The sequence below is a fragment of the Aquibacillus albus genome (assembly GCF_016908325.1).
Classification (GTDB): Bacteria; Bacillota; Bacilli; order Bacillales; family Amphibacillaceae; genus Aquibacillus_A; species Aquibacillus_A albus.
The window spans coordinates 96,865-113,772 of sequence record NZ_JAFBDR010000002.1 but is presented as its reverse complement, the minus strand read 5'-3'; the positions used below and the strand labels follow the sequence as shown (position 1 = coordinate 113,772).

Sequence of the window (16,908 nt, the reverse complement as noted above, 5' to 3'; positions counted from 1 at the left end):
TTATTTAACCCCCGCTTTTGTTATATCTGAATGATCTTCCCATTCCGGAGTGTACATCCAGCAACGAACCTGGCTTCCATCATCGGTATTTCTTAGTTCTGGGATAGCGTCATGACATATACCTTTGGCGTGCGGGCACCGAGGTGCAAAGCGACACCCATTGGGCATATTGTATGGACTAGGTACATTCCCCGGAATTGCTTGTAACGATTCTTGGTCTATATCCATACGAGGCAAGGAATTCATTAATCCAATCGTATATGGATGCTTCGGCTGATCAAATAAATCGTCAGCAGTGGCGTATTCAACAACCTTCCCTGCGTACATGACAGCAACTCGATCACAGGTTTCTGAAACTACTCCCAAGTCGTGTGTAATCATAATCACTCCCATACCTAATTCATTTTGCAATGTTTTCATTAACTCCAGTATTTGTGCTTGAATGGTTACATCGAGAGCCGTTGTCGGTTCATCTGCAATCAGAATTTCTGGATTACAGGACAAAGCCATCGCGATCATGACACGTTGTCTCATACCGCCACTAAGTTCATGCGGTTCCTGCTTTGCACGTTCTTCAGGAGAAGGGATACCGACCAGCTTCAGCATTTCAACTGCTTTTTTCCATGCTTCTTTTCTCCCCATATTTTGGTGAACCCTGAAAACTTCCGCAATTTGTTCCCCAACGGAGAATACAGGATTTAAAGAAGTCATTGGCTCTTGAAATATCATGGAAATCTCATTTCCGCGAATTTTGCGCATGGTTGCTTCACTTTTGGATAAGAGGTTCTCTCCTTTAAAAACAACTTCACCTCCGACAATTTTTCCTGGAGGACTGTCAATTAACCGTAGAATTGACATCGATGTAATACTTTTTCCACAACCAGATTCACCAACAATTCCTAATGTTTCCCCTTTATGAAGCACAAAATCGACACCATCAACCGCCTTACTTATTCCTTCATCTGTAAAAAAATGTGTTTGTAATTGACGAACTTCTAATATTTTATCTTCCTGTTCTAGCATCGTTCACGACCTCCTAATCTAACTCGATTCGTTTATTAAAATAGCGATAAAGTGTATCTACAATAAGATTAACAATGACAAAAATAACCGAGGCAGTAAGAACCGTTCCTTGAATCATAGGTAAATCACGAGCGTAGATGGAGTCAACGATTAACCTGCCCAGCCCATTAATAGCAAAGACAGTTTCAGTAATTACTGCTCCTCCTAATAAAACCCCAAACTGCAAACCAATCACAGTAATAACCGGAATGATAGCATTTTTTAACCCATGCTTATAAATAATGACTCTATTTTTTAATCCTTTCGCACGAGCTGTTCGGATATAATCTTGCCGGATGACATCTAACATGCTAGAACGGGTCATCCTGGCAATGATTGCTGCTCCCATGGCACCGAGAGTAATAGAAGGAAGGACAATGTGCATCCATGAATCCCAGCCGGCTACCGGGAATATTTGTAATTGAACTGAAAAATAAAAGATTAGCATTAATCCTATCCAGAAGCTTGGGAAGGATACACCAATTAATGCAAGTAACATAATCGTTATATCAGCAATTGAATTTGGTTTTGTTGCTGATAAGATTCCTGCAATCATTCCTAAAACAATAGAGAATAGGATGCTTATTAGCGCTAACTCCATTGTAATTGGCAAACGAACCATAATTTCATCAAAGACAGGACGGTTACTTCGTATGGATTCTCCAAAATCACCTTGTACAATGTCTTTTAGGTAACTAAAATATTGTACGAGCAGTGGATCGTTGAGCCCTAAGTCATTTCTGATTGTTTCAATTGTTTCTTCTGTCGCACCCTCTCCCGCAATAAGAACAGCAGGATCACCAGGGACTAGTTTCATAATTAAAAAAACTACAAAAATAACGCCCAGCAGTACTGGTATCGTCTGTAAAAATCTACGAATAATATAAACAAACATATTTTATCCCCCTATTTTTTTAGTCTTGGATCTAGTGCATCTCTGAGTCCGTCACCAAATAAATTGAAACCTAATACAAGTGTTGCAATTGCTAAACCAGGAAATATGGTGAGGTATGGTGCGGAAAACAAGAAATCTCGTCCATTGCTTAGCATCGCTCCCCATTCAGGTAATGGAGGTTGTGCACCAAGTCCTAAAAAAGATAGTGCTGATGTCGTTAGAATGACAGTTGCAAGACGTAATGTCCCTTGTACAATAATGGGAGAAAGAATATTTGGGAGAATATGCTTGAAAATAATAGTGATATCATTTGCTCCCAGTGAACGGACGGCGTCAATGTATTCTAATTTTTTAACAGATAGAGTAGAACCTCTAACAATTCTCGCAAATACAGGTATTGTAAAAATTCCAACTGCGATTGTTACGTTAATTAAGCTGGAACCTAACGCTGCCACAATAGCGAGCGCAAGCAGTATTCCGGGAAAGGCTAGTAAAATATCAATAAATCGCATAATAATTGTATCTATCCATTTTCCATAGTACCCTGCGACAATTCCTAAAATAATTCCAAAAAATGCTCCGAGGAAAAGCGATGCAAACCCAACCCCTAAAGAAAGTTGGGCACCATATAGCAATCGGCTTAAAACATCTCTACCTTTATCATCTGTTCCTAACCAATGTTCCATTGATGGTTGCTGTAACTTGTTTAACAAATCAATCTCGTAAGGATCATGAGGTGCAATGAGAGACGCTGTTAAAGCAAGCAGCATATAGAACAAGACGATTATGCCCCCTACTAAAGCAAGCTTGTTTTTCTGTAACCGCAGGTAGAAGCTTCTCCATTTTTCTTTCTTTACTTTATTCCTTATTGGACTTTGAATCTTTTCGTCTATTACTTCCGTTTTCATGAAGTCCCCCCCTTTTGACTTTATAAAAAATTTATCAGATAGATTGATAATGTCTATACATCTTCTAATACAAGTAAATAAAATTTAAACAAATGTAAAGATTCTGAAAATAAACAAGAGAAATTTTCTTTATAGTTTAACTAGGTTACATATTCGGTTTCGATTTTAAGATTCTATGTAATTTTTATGTACTTATATAAACGGAGCAAAGTAATAGCTGCTAGAGAGAGGAGAATTGGATGATCGATTTACTACTCGTTCATGGTGTGATTATTACGATGGACGAACATAGGCGAATCATTGAAGATGGTGGGATAGCTATTCACAAAGGAAAAATTTTGGATGTAGGGACTACTCAGGAATTGCTATCAAATTATGAAGCTAACGATACTATCGATTGTAAGAACCACTGTTTATTACCAGGTCTGATTGATACACACGGGCATGGCGGACATTCCATGTTTAAAACAGTAGCCATGGACTATCCAGGATCATGGATGCCTGTTATGACGGAAACGTATAAGCATTTTGTAACAGATGACTTTTGGTACTATGAGGGGAAGCTATCTGCACTAGAGCGGTTAAAGTCAGGGGTGACGACAGGCGTGTCTGTTTTAGGGTCAACTCCTCGTTCTGATGATCCCATTTTCGCAATCAATCATGCAAAAGCTTATTCAGAAGTCGGAGTCAGGGAGGTTGTTTGTACTGGTCCGTGTAATCCTCCTTGGCCACAGAAGTTTAGTCGTTGGAAGGGGGATAAACGAATAGAAAAGGAAGTCACATACCAAGAAGCTTTGAACGGTACAGAGGCAGTCATTGAGGCACTTCACCATTCCTATGAGGATCACATCCGGGCTTTTATTACCCCGTTTGTCATTGTTACGTCTATTAATCCTTCGCATCCTACACCACCTGATCAATTGTTTGGATTAACGGACCATGATTTTCTACAAGCAAAGAAGATTCGGGAAATCGCAAAAAAATATAATACTAGAATTCACTCCGATGCTTTTGGTGGGATGGTACACCTTGCGATTCAAGATCGTGACAATGCATTGCTAGGTCCAGATGTACACTTACAACATTGTAGAGGAATTTCATTCGATGAAGCCCGAATTCTTGCCGAGACTGGGACCAATGTCAGTGCTTCTCCAAGCTTCGGACAAATACCTGCCCGAACGCCAATTCCAGAACTAATCGAACTAGGTGCAACAGTTGCAGTATCTACTGACGGAACGGCGCCTGCTACTAGTTTTGATATGTTTCAAGCGATTAGAAAAATGCAAGTGATTAACCAGGCGGCCTTGAGAGACTTCTTTACGTTAAGCCCTGGAAAATTACTAGAGATGATCACCATTGATGCAGCTAAATGTTTAGGGTGGGATGATGAACTTGGCTCGCTGGAAATTGGAAAAAGGGCTGATGTAATAGCTGTTGATATGTATCAACCGCACCTCGTTCCAAATTATATGTATATTCACCGGTTGGTCCATCAGGCCGTTGCTCATGATGTTAATCATGTCATCGTCAATGGAAAGGTACTAATGAGGGATAGAAGCGTAGAAACAGTAGATGAAAATCAAATTCTTGAGGAAGCAAATGAAGAAGCTTTTCGAACAGTGACACAGGCAGGTCTTGAGAAATATATGAACACTTCAGATGCGATGTGGGGAAAGGCTAGGCTGTACGTCGACCCTATTAACGATAACTCAAAAGGAAATGATGAGGAGGAATAAAGTGAAAACAAAGATTAAAGGGAAATTTGTCATTGGGTATGATGGGAATGACCATGTCATTATTGAAAATGGTGAAGTTGTTTATGAAGAAGAAGAAATAGTATATGTTGGTCACCGTTATGAAGGAAATGTTGATTCATGCATCGATGCCGGAAATTCTGTTGTCAGTCCTGGTTTTATCGATTTGAATGCGTTAGGTGATATTGACCATGATATTATTCACATAGATGCAGATAATGCGAAGCAAAAAAACCTCCTTTGGTCTGAAGAATATTATCAAAATGGATATCGGGAGTTTATGACAAAAGAAGAGGAAGAATTTAAGTCTCTTTATGCTTACACGCAATTAATTCTTCATGGTGTTACAACGGCGATGCCTATTACCTCTGTCTTATATAAGCGATGGGCAGAAACCTACGAGGAACTAGAAGCGGCAGCACATCATGCAGGAAAGCTAGGATTGAGAATGTACATGGGACCAAGTTATCAATCTGGCATGAGAGTTGTAAAACCTAATGGTGAAATAAACGTATATTGGAATGAAGAGGAAGGGCGGAAAGGGCTAAGTCGTGCGATAAATTTTGTCAGGAATTTTGATGGAGCTTATAACGGTTTAATCAAAGGAATGTTGGCACCGGAGCGAATTGAAACACAAACCCCGGACAGTTTGGAGCAAACAAAATATTATAGTCAAGAGCTAGGATGTCCTGTGAGACTTCACTCAGCACAAGGCAAGTTTGAGTACCATGAGATTCATCGCCGGTATAACAAAACTCCTATTCGCTTCCTGTATGATCTAGGTTTTCTAGGAGAAAGAACAGCGATTCCGCATGCGCATTGGATATCGGACTACAGTAAAGCAAACATTGGCGAAGGAAATGATCTGGAGCTTTTAAAAGAAACGAATACAACCGTTATCCATTGTCCGCTGATTATCGGCAGGCACTCTTCTGCCTTAGAAACTTTTAAAAAATATAAGGAACAAGGAATCAATGTTGCAATGGGAACAGATACGTTTCCTCCAGACTTTTTTCAAAACATACGATCGGCAACATTGGTGTCCCGTATTTTAGAAGGGAATCCAGAGGGGTCCACCTATGCAGACTTCTTTCGAGCAGCAACTATTGGAGGGGCAGAGTACCTTGGTCGAGAGGATCTTGGAAGATTGGCACCTGGAGCAAAAGCCGATATTATCGTAGTGGATTTAGAAGGTTACCATCTGGGGACAATCGATGATCCAATTCGTACCATGTTTATGTCGGGTTCAGGAAGAGATGTTAAAATGTCTATTATTAATGGAAGAATTGTCATGAAGGACAGAAAGGTACCTCATGTTGATTTGGGGGAAATTCGTGCAAAAGGACAAGCTTATTTTAATAAAATGCGGTTGGGATATAAGGAAAGAGATTATCAGCATCTTACCGATGACCAATTGTTTAACCCTTCCTTTCGTAGGATGAAGAAAAATGAAAAGGCCAAATTGTAAACAAAACTTTAATTATTTTAAGAAAATGTAAAAATAGTTAAAATTCAAGTAAATATAAAAAAACAAACATTATCAGAAATTTCTTATAATTTAATTAAGAAAAAAAGATGCTGAGTTTTGGCCGGAACTAAGTTAGCAATCTTTGATTCTTAAATAGAAATAATAGGGAGGACAATATGAGACAGGTAAAATTTACTTATTTTATGATTGTAGCAACTTTGTTAGCGGTGTTTATTGTTGGCTGCTCAACATCAACGTCAGGTAATGAACCAAGTAGTGAAGAGGGTAATACAGAGGAAACTCAACAAGGTGAAGAAACGTTGATCGTTGCAAGATTATCAGATGCAGAAAATCTAGATCCGCATTTTAGTTCATCGATTAATGCTGCAAGTATCTTTCATGAAAGTATATATGAAGGATTGATCAAAAGGGATAAAGATATGGAGTTTCAACCATTATTAGCAACGGAATGGGATCAGTTAGATAGTGAAACATGGGAGTTTAAACTTCGTGAAGGAGTGGAGTTCCATGATGGTACCCCATTTACTGCTGAAGCTGTTAAAAGAACGTTCGAGCGGGTTTTAGATGAAGAGGTTGCTTCTCCTAAAGCGGGATTGTTTAGTGTAATCAAAGAGATCAAGATAGTGGATGACTATACGGTTCAATTCATTCTTACAGAACCATTTTCGCCATTACTTTCGATTTTAGCTAATCATGAGGGTGGAATCTTAAGTCCAACTGCTATTGATGAATATGGCAGGGATTTGGGCCAACATCCAGTAGGAACCGGACCTTTTAAATTTGAATCATGGAATCCAGGACAAGACATTACGATTACAAGAGATGAAGAATACTGGGGAGAAAAGCCAAAAATCAAAGAAGTCGTTTATAAAGTAGTACCAGAGGATGCGACTCGTATTGCAATGGTTGAAACGGGTGAAGCCCATGTTGCCGAACCGATTCCTGTATCGGAAATAGAACGTATTAAATCATCCGAAGATATGGATTTATATCGAAGCGATGCAATGGGAACGATTTATATTGGATTTAACTTTAAGGAAGAAGTCTTCCAAGATGTTCGTGTAAGGCAAGCGATCAATTATGCTATTAATACGGAAGCGATTCAAGAAGGTGTTTTTAACAACGTAGGTTCAAAGGCACTTTCTGTCATTCCTTCGAAGGTATTTGGTTATCATTCTGGTATTCAGGAGTATGGATACGATATTAATAAAGCGAAAGAACTTTTAAAGGAAGCTGGTTATTCAGATGGGTTTGAGACAACCATTTGGACGATGGATCAAAAGGAGCGTATCAGCTTAGCGGAAGTAGTTCAATCACAGTTAAAGGGAATCGGTATTGATGTAGAGGTAAAGGTACTTGAATATGGTGCCTGGAGTGAAGCTGCAGCTAATGGAGAAACAGGTATGTTTATTAGTAGCTGGAGAAATGCGACAGGTGATGCAGATTATATTCAATATCACTTATTCCATAGTAGTTCACAGGGAAGTACAGGCAACTACTTCTTCTACGAAAATCCAAGAGTGGACGAACTGATTGAGCAAGGCAGACAAGAATATGACGAAGATAAGCGTATTGAAATATATGAAGAAATCCAGGACATTGAGATAGAAGAAGCTGTGTTTGTTCCTGTACATTACTTAGAGAACACGGCAGCCATTGGTAAAAATGTAAAAGGTCTTTATATGAGTCCTTCCAATTATTTAATGATCAATGATGTTTCGATCAAATAAAAAGGGAGAGGGGAGAGGATCCTCTCCCTTTTTACATTTATCAATCGTGGCCTATTTATGGAGTCACACCAAAGTAGAACGTTAAATAGAAAGGGATGGTTTCCTTTATGTCTAATACTTATTGGCTTACAAATGTGCGTTTAGAAACTGGTTACAGTGATCTGACTGAAAGTATTGCAAGGACTGAAACTAGTATATTCCATCTGTTAATAGAAGACGGAAAAATATCAAAGATAGCATCTGGAACAAAACCATTAGATACTAGTCTAGAAACGGTCGATGCTAAAAATTCACTTGCGCTACCAGCTTTTAAAGAGATGCACATTCACATTGATAAAACTTATTTCGGCGGTCCGTGGCAAGCATGCTCTCCATTTAAAAATATTTTTACAAGAATAGAAGAAGAGCAAAAATTGCTTCCTAAATTACTACCAACTGCTAAAGAGAGAGCGGAAAAGATATTACAGTTACTTCTTCGTTTAGGCGTTACACATGTTCGAACGCATTGTAATATTGACCAAGTGGTAGGATTAAAGAATCTAGAGGCTACGCTTGAAGCTACCGAATCTTTTTCTGATAAGATGGCGTTTGAAATTGTAGCTTTTCCCCAACATGGTCTACTTCGAAATGACTCTGTTCAGTTGGTCCGTCAAGCACTGCGAACTGGTGCAAATTTGGTTGGAGGGGTAGATCCAGCTACTGTCGATCTAGATATTGAAAAGTCATTAAACACCATAATGGATCTTGCTGTTGAGCATGATGCAGATATTGATATCCACTTACATGATCCAGGGCATTTAGGAACATTTACGATCAAAAGGTTGGCAGCCATGACTGAGGAAGCGGGATGGAATGGTCGGGTAACGATTAGTCATGCCTTAGGGCTAGCAGGAGTATCTATCCAGGAAGCCGCAGAAATTGCTGAACAACTTAATGAATTAGATATATCTATTGCTACAGTTGCCTCTTCAAGAGCAACAGGCCCTCTTATCCCAATTCCTCTTTTATTAGAAAAAGGGGTCAATGTTTCATTAGGTACTGATACAGTTATGGACCATTGGTCACCGTTTGGCAATGGGGATACGTTAGAAAAATTAACACGGGTAGCAGAGTATTTTCGCTGGCTAGATGAGAAATCTTTGGCTCAATCTTTAGGGCTGATTACAGGAGGAAAAACTCCATTAAATAAAGCAGGAGAAGGTATATGGCCGAAGATAGGCGAGGAAGCAACCATCGTTTTTGTTAATGCTTCTTGCTCTGCAGAAGCAGTAGCACGTAGATCAGAAAGAAAGGCTGTGATGTATAGAGGGAGATTGGTTTCTGGAGGGTTAGATTAATAATAGTAACGTTGTTTGTTGTTAGGCGGTGTTAAAGATTGGGGTTGATTTTTGACTCATCGTGTGAAATCAATGTTTTACACGATTTTTAAGCATCCGGAGTCAATCATCAAATATCAACTCTTATGACAGAGCTATTTGTTAAAAAAAGGTGGCTGATAAGATGGGTAGTAATTATGATTTAATCATTAAGAATGGAAACGTCGTACTTGAAAATAAAGTAGAAACGTTAGATATAGCTATTAAAGATGGGAAAATCGTACAGATAGGTAAACACATGGATGTGAAGGGAGAAGTAATTGATGCTGAAAATTCATTTGTTTTACCAGGAATGATTGACGTCCATGTTCATTTTAGTGAGCCAGGTAGAGAACACTGGGAGGGCTTTGTGACAGGATCTCATGCTTTAGCCAAGGGAGGTTGCACTACCTTCTTTGACATGCCATTAAATGGAATCCCTTCAACCATTAATGTTCCGGCTTTCCATCAAAAAGGCTTTATTGGTGAAGAAAAATCAGTAATAAACTTTGGATTATGGGGAGGACTAGTTCCAGGTAACTTAGAGGAATTGGCAGGATTAGCAGAAAAAGGCGTTATTGGTTTTAAAGCTTTTCTATCTCCTACAGGAACACCAGAATTTGAGAATGTAGATGATTTAACTTTAATGGAAGGTATGAAAAAGATTGCTAAAGCAAATAAAGTATTGGCTCTGCATTCTGAAAGTGGAGATTTAGTTAGTAGGCTTGCAGAAGAAAAAATTAGTCAGGGTAAATTTTCTGCAGACGACTATTCTTCTTCACGTCCTGTCATTGCTGAAGTGGAAGCAGTTTCGCGTGCATTAGTATTTGCTGAAGAAACCGGTTGTTCTATCCATTTTGTTCATATTAGTAGTGCAAAAGCTGTTGATTTAATTACTGAAGCAAAAAGAAAAGGGTTGGACATTAGTGTGGAAACATGCCCGCATTACTTATGGTTCAACCAAAGTTCATTAGTAGACAAGGGAGCGGTTGCCAAGTGTGCACCGCCTTTAAGGGTAGAAGCAGAAAGAAAAAGTCTATGGGAAAAGGTATCTTTAGGAGAAATCGACATGATTTCCTCCGATCATTCTCCCTGTCCAACGGAAGATAAAGAAAAGTTTGCTAATGATTATTTTAAAGCTTGGGGTGGAATCTCAGGTGGCCAGTCCTCATTAGAAGCGTTTTTTGATAAAGCCTATTATGACTACAACCTTTCACTCCCACAAATAGCAAAGTTAACAGCAGAAAATGCTGCTAAACGCTTTGGACTGTTCCCGGATAAAGGGATGATAAGGGAGGGGAGTGATGCAGATTTAGTTATCCTAAATCCCGATATAAACAATCAATGTAAGCAAGAAGATTTGCTATATAAGCATCCGCATAGCCCATATGTTGGTGAAACGTTTAGGTGTAAAGTTACCCATACGATATGTCATGGTAATTTAGTTTATGAACAACTAAAAAATAAAGTTTTTAACAATAGAGGAAAATGGCTGAAAGTAATATCAGGTGTACGTGAAAAAAACGGGGAACGATTTAATGAATACTAGAAGCACCCGTATCATAGGAGCTAATGTGGTGGATTGTTTTTTTTCATTTAATTTGTGTCTTATTCGAAATGGTTTTTTCGCTTGTTTATAAACCACGTCAGAAAACTTAACGGAGTACAAGACGATGATTGTTGATGGTGATATTGTGACTATATGGCATCGGAAATAAATGGATATTTTTCTGGTAAGACCGGTCATACCGGTTTGCTGAAAAATCTAATCACGCAAGGAGAAACGACCATGATTGTTGTAAGTGAAACGGTTCAGAAGTTTTTATTAGATTATATTAGGAAAAAGGGTCTTCAAGCAGGTGATAAACTTCCGTCTGAACGAGATTTAGTTCAATTATTAGAGGTCGGGAGGTCATCGATTCGAGAAGCTCTACAAATTCTTGCGGAGAGAGGCATCATTGAAAAGCGGGCCGGAAAGGGAGCTTATTTAAAAACAACGCTTCATCATAATGAATTGAAGGACATTACAACTTGGCTGCCTTCCATGGATGTTAACCAGTCTTTGGATTTATTAGAATTTAGAAAAGGAATAGAAGTGAAAATTGCCTACTTAGCAGCGAAAAGAAGAGATATTGATTGTATAGACAGATTGGAAAAGTCTATGGATGACTTGCGTATTTGTGTAGCAAACGGAACATCGATAATTGTGCCCGACTTAGATTTTCATGGGACGTTAGCGTTGGCTACCCAAAACGATGTGATTGTCAGCGTCTATAAATCTGTAGTGGATAATTTTAAAAAAGTAAGAATGGAAATGGCTATTAATGATGATATTGAACATGCTTTTTATTATCATAAAGAAATTTTAAAAGCAGTGAAAGAAAAGGATTCGGAAAAAAGCGGTATGTTAATGCAAAGACACCTAGAGGATGTTCAACTTAATTACCGAATCATGTTATCTGAGTTAGGTGGGACTCCATAATTTTTTAGATGCCTACAACTAGACTGCTAAGCCTGTTCTTCTAGTAATATATTTTAGCAGTTCGATTATTTCATAGGGGGGCTTACGATGCTAGACACGTTGATTCATAAGGCTTCCATTCCACACTATAATCACTTAATGGATGTAGGTGTTCAGAATGGGAGCATTACCTATCTATCAAAGGCGGAAGAACGGTTACCTCATGCAAAGCAAATCATGGACGCTGATGGTAGGGTTCTTTTGCCTGGTCTGATTGAGCCGCATATTCATTTGGATAAAGCCTATTTGCTTGATCAAATGAATGAGGACGCAACGACGTTAGATGAAGCAATTCAATTAACAGGTGACTTAAAGAAAGGTTTTACAAAAGACGATATTAAACAACGCTCGATCAAAGTGTTGGAAAAGTGTATTTCATATGGTGTCACTAACATAAGGTGCCATGTTGAGGTTGATCCAATTGTAGGTTTAAAAGGGATGGAGGTTTTATTAGAGCTTAAGCAGCAATATCGTGACCGTATTGATTTACAGCTGGTTACATTTCCCCAAGAAGGGATTTTTCAACAAAAAGGTACAGCTGAACTTTTGGAAGAGTCTTTGATTATGGGGGCAGATGTCGTTGGCGGGATACCATATAATGACCCAAATCCAATTGGACATTTGGATTTGGTATTTGATTTGGCTCATCGATTTGATAAAGCGCTCGATTTTCATGTAGATTTTTCCGATAATCCAAAGCAATTGGCGATCAAAGATATCGTTAGTCGGACATTAACATATGGGTTAGAAGGACGTGTAGCGGTGGGGCATTTGACATCACTTGGCTCCGTACCGCAGGAGGAAGCAAAGCAAATTGCTAAAGATATTGCTAAAGCGGGTATCCATGTAATGACGCTGCCAGCCACCGACTTATTTCTTAATGGTCGGAGTGATAAAGAACGCGTTAGGCGTGGCGTGACACCTGTAAAGCTTCTTTTAGAGGAGGGGGCCAATGTTATCGTTGGAACGAACAACATTCAAAACCCGTTCACTCCCTTTGGTACAGGTGATCCATTAGATGTAGCCTTACTTCTAGCACATGTAGCACAAATGGGAACGCTAAAGGACTCTGAAACACTACTTGATATGACAACCATACACGCTGCAAAAGCATTAGGCATCCAGTCCCACGGAATAGCACTTAACAACCAAGCAGACCTAGTCCTATTTGACACCAAAAACACCCGCAACGTATTACTAGAACGCCCAAAAAGACTAGCAATATGGAAAAAAGGAATACAAGTGAACAAAACAGCATTAGGGGTCTGACCCCCTCTGTGGACAGTTGTCCTCCATACGCGGACACTTGCGTGAAAAAGAGCGCTGGCTTTTTGCCGGCGCTCTTTTTATCGGATGATGCTCTGTCCTTGGGATAGGAATATATTTTTGGGTGGGGTGTAGCTCTGGAGGAAATCCAAAAATATGTTTGTTGGTCTTGATTGGATTTTTGTTTTGTTTGTCATGATGGAAAACTTTCCGGTATTTGGGTAGTCCTTTAATTCAATGGACGTTAATTTTCCTAACGATACCTCTTCCTTCACGACAAACTCGGATAAGTAGGAAATCCCTAATCCTAGTGCCACTGATTTTTTAATGGTTTGGGAGCTTCCGAAGCTCATTATTCTGTTTGGAGATATCCCTAATTGGGAAAACAAGCGATTTGTTACTTTTCGCGTACCTGATCCCTCTTCTCGAATAATCCATGTTTCCTCTTCCAATTGCCTGAAATCTAAATGTCGCTTTTGTGTTAAAGGATGATTATATGGCACAACAAGAACCATTTTATCTTGTGAAAAAGGAGTGATGACTCGGTCCCCTTCTTCAAAGACATCTCCGACAACGAAGCCAACATCCAGCTCATGGTTATCTATTCTTCTGGAAACCCGTTTCGAGTTTAAGATTTTTATATCTGGCAAAATCTTGGGGTACATTTTATGAAACGCAAAGAGAATGTTTGGCAAAAAATATTCACCAAATGTATATGCAGCACCAATAGAAATCGGTCCGGTTGGTGATTGATTCAAGTCCTCTAACAAGTGCTTTACATGGGTGTATTTGTAAAGTATTTCCTTTGCATGCTCATATAAAATTTCTCCTGCTGTCGTAAGACGTACATATTTATTCGTGCGATCAAAAAGCTTTACTTCAAGTTTTTTCTCTAACGATTTAATATTCAAGCTTATTGCTGAAGGTGTCATATGGAGTAAATTTGCTGCCCGCGAAAAGCTTTCCTGCTCAGCTACATTGACGAATACGATTAAATTATTATCCATACCAACCACCTCTCTTATGTTAGATAACCTCACGCGTTAAGTTATTTTTAATATCATCATTAATATGTTTAATTTTACTAATAATACCACCTCATGTAAACTTTTAAATATAAAATAATTCAGAAAACTTTTGATAAAGATTTCCTTGCCAGGAGGTTAGTAATGAATTTAGCTAAATTTCCAAGAAGAAAGTATACAGAAGGGGATACACCACTTGAATATCTAGCACACCTATCTAAGGAATTAGCAGGTCCGGAAATATTTATGAAAAGAGATGATCTGCTTGGACTAACGTTAGGTGGGAATAAAACAAGAAAATTGGAGTTCCTAGTGGCCGATGCATTGGAAAAAAACGCGGATACGTTAATCACATGCGGGGCAATCCAATCCAATCATTGCCGTTTAACGTTATCAGCTGCAATTAAGGAAGGGCTCGATTGTATTCTTGTGTTAGAGGAACGAGTCCCAAACACCTACAATGAAGCGGCAAGCGGGAATAATTTTCTTTACCGGTTACTTGGAGCGGACAAGGTAAGGGTCGTAGCTGGTGGGTCAGACATAGCTGCTGAGATGGAGAAAGAAGCCGAGTTGGTCAGAGCAGATGGTGGATCTCCATATATCATCCCGGGTGGTGGCTCCAATGAAATTGGCGCAACAGGATATGTTGCCTGTGCCCAGGAGATTGAACAGCAGATGTACGAGAAAGGCATCGATATCGATTCTGTCGTTTGTGCAAGTGGAAGCTCGGGAACACATGCTGGTCTTGTCACAGGTTTTCAAGGGAATAACACAAATATTCCTGTTGTTGGTGTTAATGTTAGTAGAAAAAAAGAAGAGCAGGAACAGCTAGTTTACAATTTGGTTCAAAAAACAGCTGATCGTGTTGGGGTTAAGCAAACAATAGCTTCTGAGGCTGTCACGTGTTTTGATGAATATGTCGGTCCGGGGTACTCATTGCCGACAGATGAAATGAAGGAAGCTGTTCAGCTTTTAGCGAAAACAGAAGGGATTTTGCTTGATCCAGTATATTCAGGAAAAGCAATGGCTGGATTAATAGACTTGGTTCGTAAAGGTTATTTTAAAAAGGATCAAAAGCTATTATTCCTTCATACTGGTGGTTCACCGGCATTATATGAATATGCAACGACTGTATTAGGTTAAAAAGGGGTTTGAAAAAAATACATGAAAGGGGTAATTCTTCGATTAATAGGTTACTAGCTTTTCGGCTCACGACCTTTTAACAAGAAGAATTCGCTCTTATCATAAATAAAAAAAATAGGGGGATTTCCAAGTGAAAAAGTTACTATCGATATGTTTTGTGGTCATGTTGGCTTTGGTTTTAGCAGCTTGTGGCTCAGCGAGTGGGACAAGCTCCGGTGATGACGGTGCGGATTCCAGTACAGGTAGTGAAAGCTCTGAATCTAATAGTGAAGATACCGGAAGTGCAGAAGCAGCAAGTGATTATCCGGAGCAGCAAGTGAAATTGGTAATCCCTTATTCTCCGGGTGGGGCAACAGATATTATTTTCCGATTGGTAGGTAAATATGCGGAAGAAGAACTCGGAGCTACACTAGTTCCAGTGAACATGCCGGGTGCAAGTTCTACAACTGGATCAAGAGAGGTTAAAAATGCAGATCCAGATGGTTATACAATCTTAGGTAGTCATGACGTTATTGCTACAGCTTATTATTCTGGTGTTGTTGATTACTCTTTTGAAGCATTCCAACCAGTTTCATTGCTGACTCAAACACCAAACATTGCAACGGTTCATGCTGACACAGGTTGGGAAAATATGGACGACTTCATTAACTATGTAAAAGAAAACCCTGGTGAAGTGAAATGGGGAATGACACCTGGAGGTACTTCTCACTTCTTCGTAGCAGACATGCTTAAAAGTGCAGGACTATCACCAGATGATGTGAAGCTCATTGGTTATGAAGGTACAGGGGCAGCCATTAAAGCAGTTGTTGCAGGCGAAATTGACGGCACCATGACAAACTATACATCTGGTAAAGGTTACTTTGACGAAGGTACATTTGTTTCCATTGGTGTAGCACATGATGAGCGTCTTGCAGAAATGCCAGATTCTCCAACCATGATTGAACAGGGCGTTGAATTTACTAATGCTACAAGCCGTGGTGTTTTTGTACCAAAAGATACTCCGGAAGAGGTTGTAACTGTATTAGAATCAGCGTTTGAAGCAGCTTTAAATGATCCTGAATTACAAGCAGAAGTTGCTAAGCTAGGATCTATAACTAGATACAAGGATCATGAAGAATATGAAACATTCGTAACAGAGCTGCATGATCGTTTAGGTGAGTTAGCAGAAAACATGGAATTACAATAATATAGTCTTTCATTGTAACTAATGGTGGCTACCGTCCATCATTAGTTACTCATTTTTCTACACGTTATGAGGCACTTTGATTTCTTAAGAAGGGAGAGAAAAAAATGGTTCAAGATAGAATTTTTGGTATTAGTGTCTTAATTTTTTGTTTGATCATGTTCATGGAGACATTTAATTTTGCGGAAAAAACACCATGGCAAATTGCGGGTCCAGCAGTTTTTCCAAGGTTTATTATAGCGGTTATAGCGGTTGTTACGCTTGTTCTTCTTATTAAATCATTCCTTCAAAAGAGTGATCGTACTTCGTCTTTTTCCTGGGAAACATTTATCAATAAGTATGGCAAAACTATCATTCTATTTGCATTGTTTGGGGTATATGTTGTCCTTCTTCCGATTCTTTCCTTTATTATTGCGACCTTGTTATTTTTAATTGTTGGACAAGCGGTGTTAATGGGATTAAAGAAACCGAAAACGATTGTGTTAAACCTTTCCATTTCAGTGATTATGACCTTTTCTGTTTACCTAATTTTTACGCATTTATTAAATATTTGGTTGCCTTAACTAATAGTAGGGAG

The 16,908-nt window shown here is 39.0% G+C and carries 14 protein-coding genes; 10 read left to right on the top strand and 4 right to left on the bottom strand.

The features are described 5' to 3' along the window. The 3 genes from JOC48_RS02585 to nikC are packed head-to-tail and all read right to left on the bottom strand — an operon-like array spanning position 1 to position 2,865. Complete coding sequence (locus JOC48_RS02585) at positions 1 to 1,023, bottom strand: ABC transporter ATP-binding protein (RefSeq protein WP_204497487.1); 1,023 nt, start codon at positions 1,021 to 1,023, stop codon at positions 1 to 3. A 13-nt stretch (positions 1,024 to 1,036) separates the two neighbouring features. Further along, positions 1,037 to 1,957 (bottom strand): nickel ABC transporter permease, encoded by a 921-nt coding sequence (gene nikB / locus JOC48_RS02580; protein WP_204497486.1) that lies wholly within the window; start codon positions 1,955 to 1,957, stop codon positions 1,037 to 1,039. A gap of 11 nt (positions 1,958 to 1,968) precedes the next feature. Next, entirely contained in the window at positions 1,969 to 2,865 is an 897-nt protein-coding gene (gene nikC, locus JOC48_RS02575; protein WP_204497485.1) for a nickel transporter permease, read from the bottom strand. Positions 2,866 to 3,104: 239 nt separating this feature from the next. Between nikC and JOC48_RS02570 the strand changes: the two genes are divergently transcribed. The 7 genes from JOC48_RS02570 (at position 3,105) to JOC48_RS02540 (ending at position 12,983) form a co-directional block, all read left to right on the top strand. Beyond that, positions 3,105 to 4,601: an amidohydrolase family protein gene (locus tag JOC48_RS02570; RefSeq protein ID WP_204497484.1), complete on the top strand. Its 1,497-nt coding sequence runs from the start codon at positions 3,105 to 3,107 to the stop codon at positions 4,599 to 4,601. 1 nt (position 4,602) lies between these two features. Beyond that, positions 4,603 to 6,087 carry a chlorohydrolase family protein gene (locus JOC48_RS02565; RefSeq protein ID WP_204497483.1) on the top strand — a complete coding sequence of 495 codons (1,485 nt, stop codon included), beginning with the start codon at positions 4,603 to 4,605 and terminating at the stop codon, positions 6,085 to 6,087. A 176-nt stretch (positions 6,088 to 6,263) separates the two neighbouring features. After that, positions 6,264 to 7,838, top strand: a complete 1,575-nt coding sequence (locus JOC48_RS02560) for a glutathione ABC transporter substrate-binding protein (protein WP_204497482.1) — start codon at positions 6,264 to 6,266, stop codon at positions 7,836 to 7,838. A 107-nt stretch (positions 7,839 to 7,945) separates the two neighbouring features. Next, the gene (locus JOC48_RS02555) at positions 7,946 to 9,175 is read left to right on the top strand and encodes an amidohydrolase family protein (protein ID WP_204497481.1); all 1,230 of its coding nucleotides are present in this window, start codon (positions 7,946 to 7,948) and stop codon (positions 9,173 to 9,175) included. 163 nt (positions 9,176 to 9,338) lie between these two features. Beyond that, positions 9,339 to 10,742, top strand: coding sequence for an allantoinase AllB (allB, locus tag JOC48_RS02550; protein ID WP_204497480.1), 1,404 nt, complete (start codon positions 9,339 to 9,341; stop codon positions 10,740 to 10,742). 153 nt (positions 10,743 to 10,895) lie between these two features. Further along, a complete protein-coding gene (locus JOC48_RS02545) occupies positions 10,896 to 11,675 on the top strand; it encodes a FadR/GntR family transcriptional regulator (RefSeq protein ID WP_239584142.1) in 780 nt (259 codons plus the stop codon). A gap of 87 nt (positions 11,676 to 11,762) precedes the next feature. Further along, positions 11,763 to 12,983 (top strand): amidohydrolase family protein, encoded by a 1,221-nt coding sequence (locus tag JOC48_RS02540; RefSeq protein WP_204497479.1) that lies wholly within the window; start codon positions 11,763 to 11,765, stop codon positions 12,981 to 12,983. A gap of 77 nt (positions 12,984 to 13,060) precedes the next feature. Here JOC48_RS02540 and JOC48_RS02535 read toward each other — a convergent pair whose 3' ends face one another. After that, positions 13,061 to 13,987 carry a LysR family transcriptional regulator gene (locus JOC48_RS02535; protein WP_204497478.1) on the bottom strand — a complete coding sequence of 309 codons (927 nt, stop codon included), beginning with the start codon at positions 13,985 to 13,987 and terminating at the stop codon, positions 13,061 to 13,063. Between the two features lie 162 nt (positions 13,988 to 14,149). On the opposite strand from JOC48_RS02535, the gene cuyA reads away from it, so the two are divergent. The 3 genes from cuyA to JOC48_RS02520 all read left to right on the top strand — a co-directional run bounded on the left by cuyA (position 14,150) and on the right by JOC48_RS02520 (position 16,894). Further along, positions 14,150 to 15,148 carry a D-cysteate sulfo-lyase gene (gene cuyA, locus JOC48_RS02530; protein WP_204497477.1) on the top strand — a complete coding sequence of 333 codons (999 nt, stop codon included), beginning with the start codon at positions 14,150 to 14,152 and terminating at the stop codon, positions 15,146 to 15,148. Positions 15,149 to 15,278: 130 nt separating this feature from the next. Further along, the gene (locus JOC48_RS02525; RefSeq protein ID WP_204497476.1) at positions 15,279 to 16,334 is read left to right on the top strand and encodes a tripartite tricarboxylate transporter substrate-binding protein; all 1,056 of its coding nucleotides are present in this window, start codon (positions 15,279 to 15,281) and stop codon (positions 16,332 to 16,334) included. Positions 16,335 to 16,438: 104 nt separating this feature from the next. Beyond that, positions 16,439 to 16,894, top strand: coding sequence for a tripartite tricarboxylate transporter TctB family protein (locus JOC48_RS02520; RefSeq protein WP_204497475.1), 456 nt, complete (start codon positions 16,439 to 16,441; stop codon positions 16,892 to 16,894). The last annotated feature ends 14 nt before the right edge of the window (positions 16,895 to 16,908 follow it).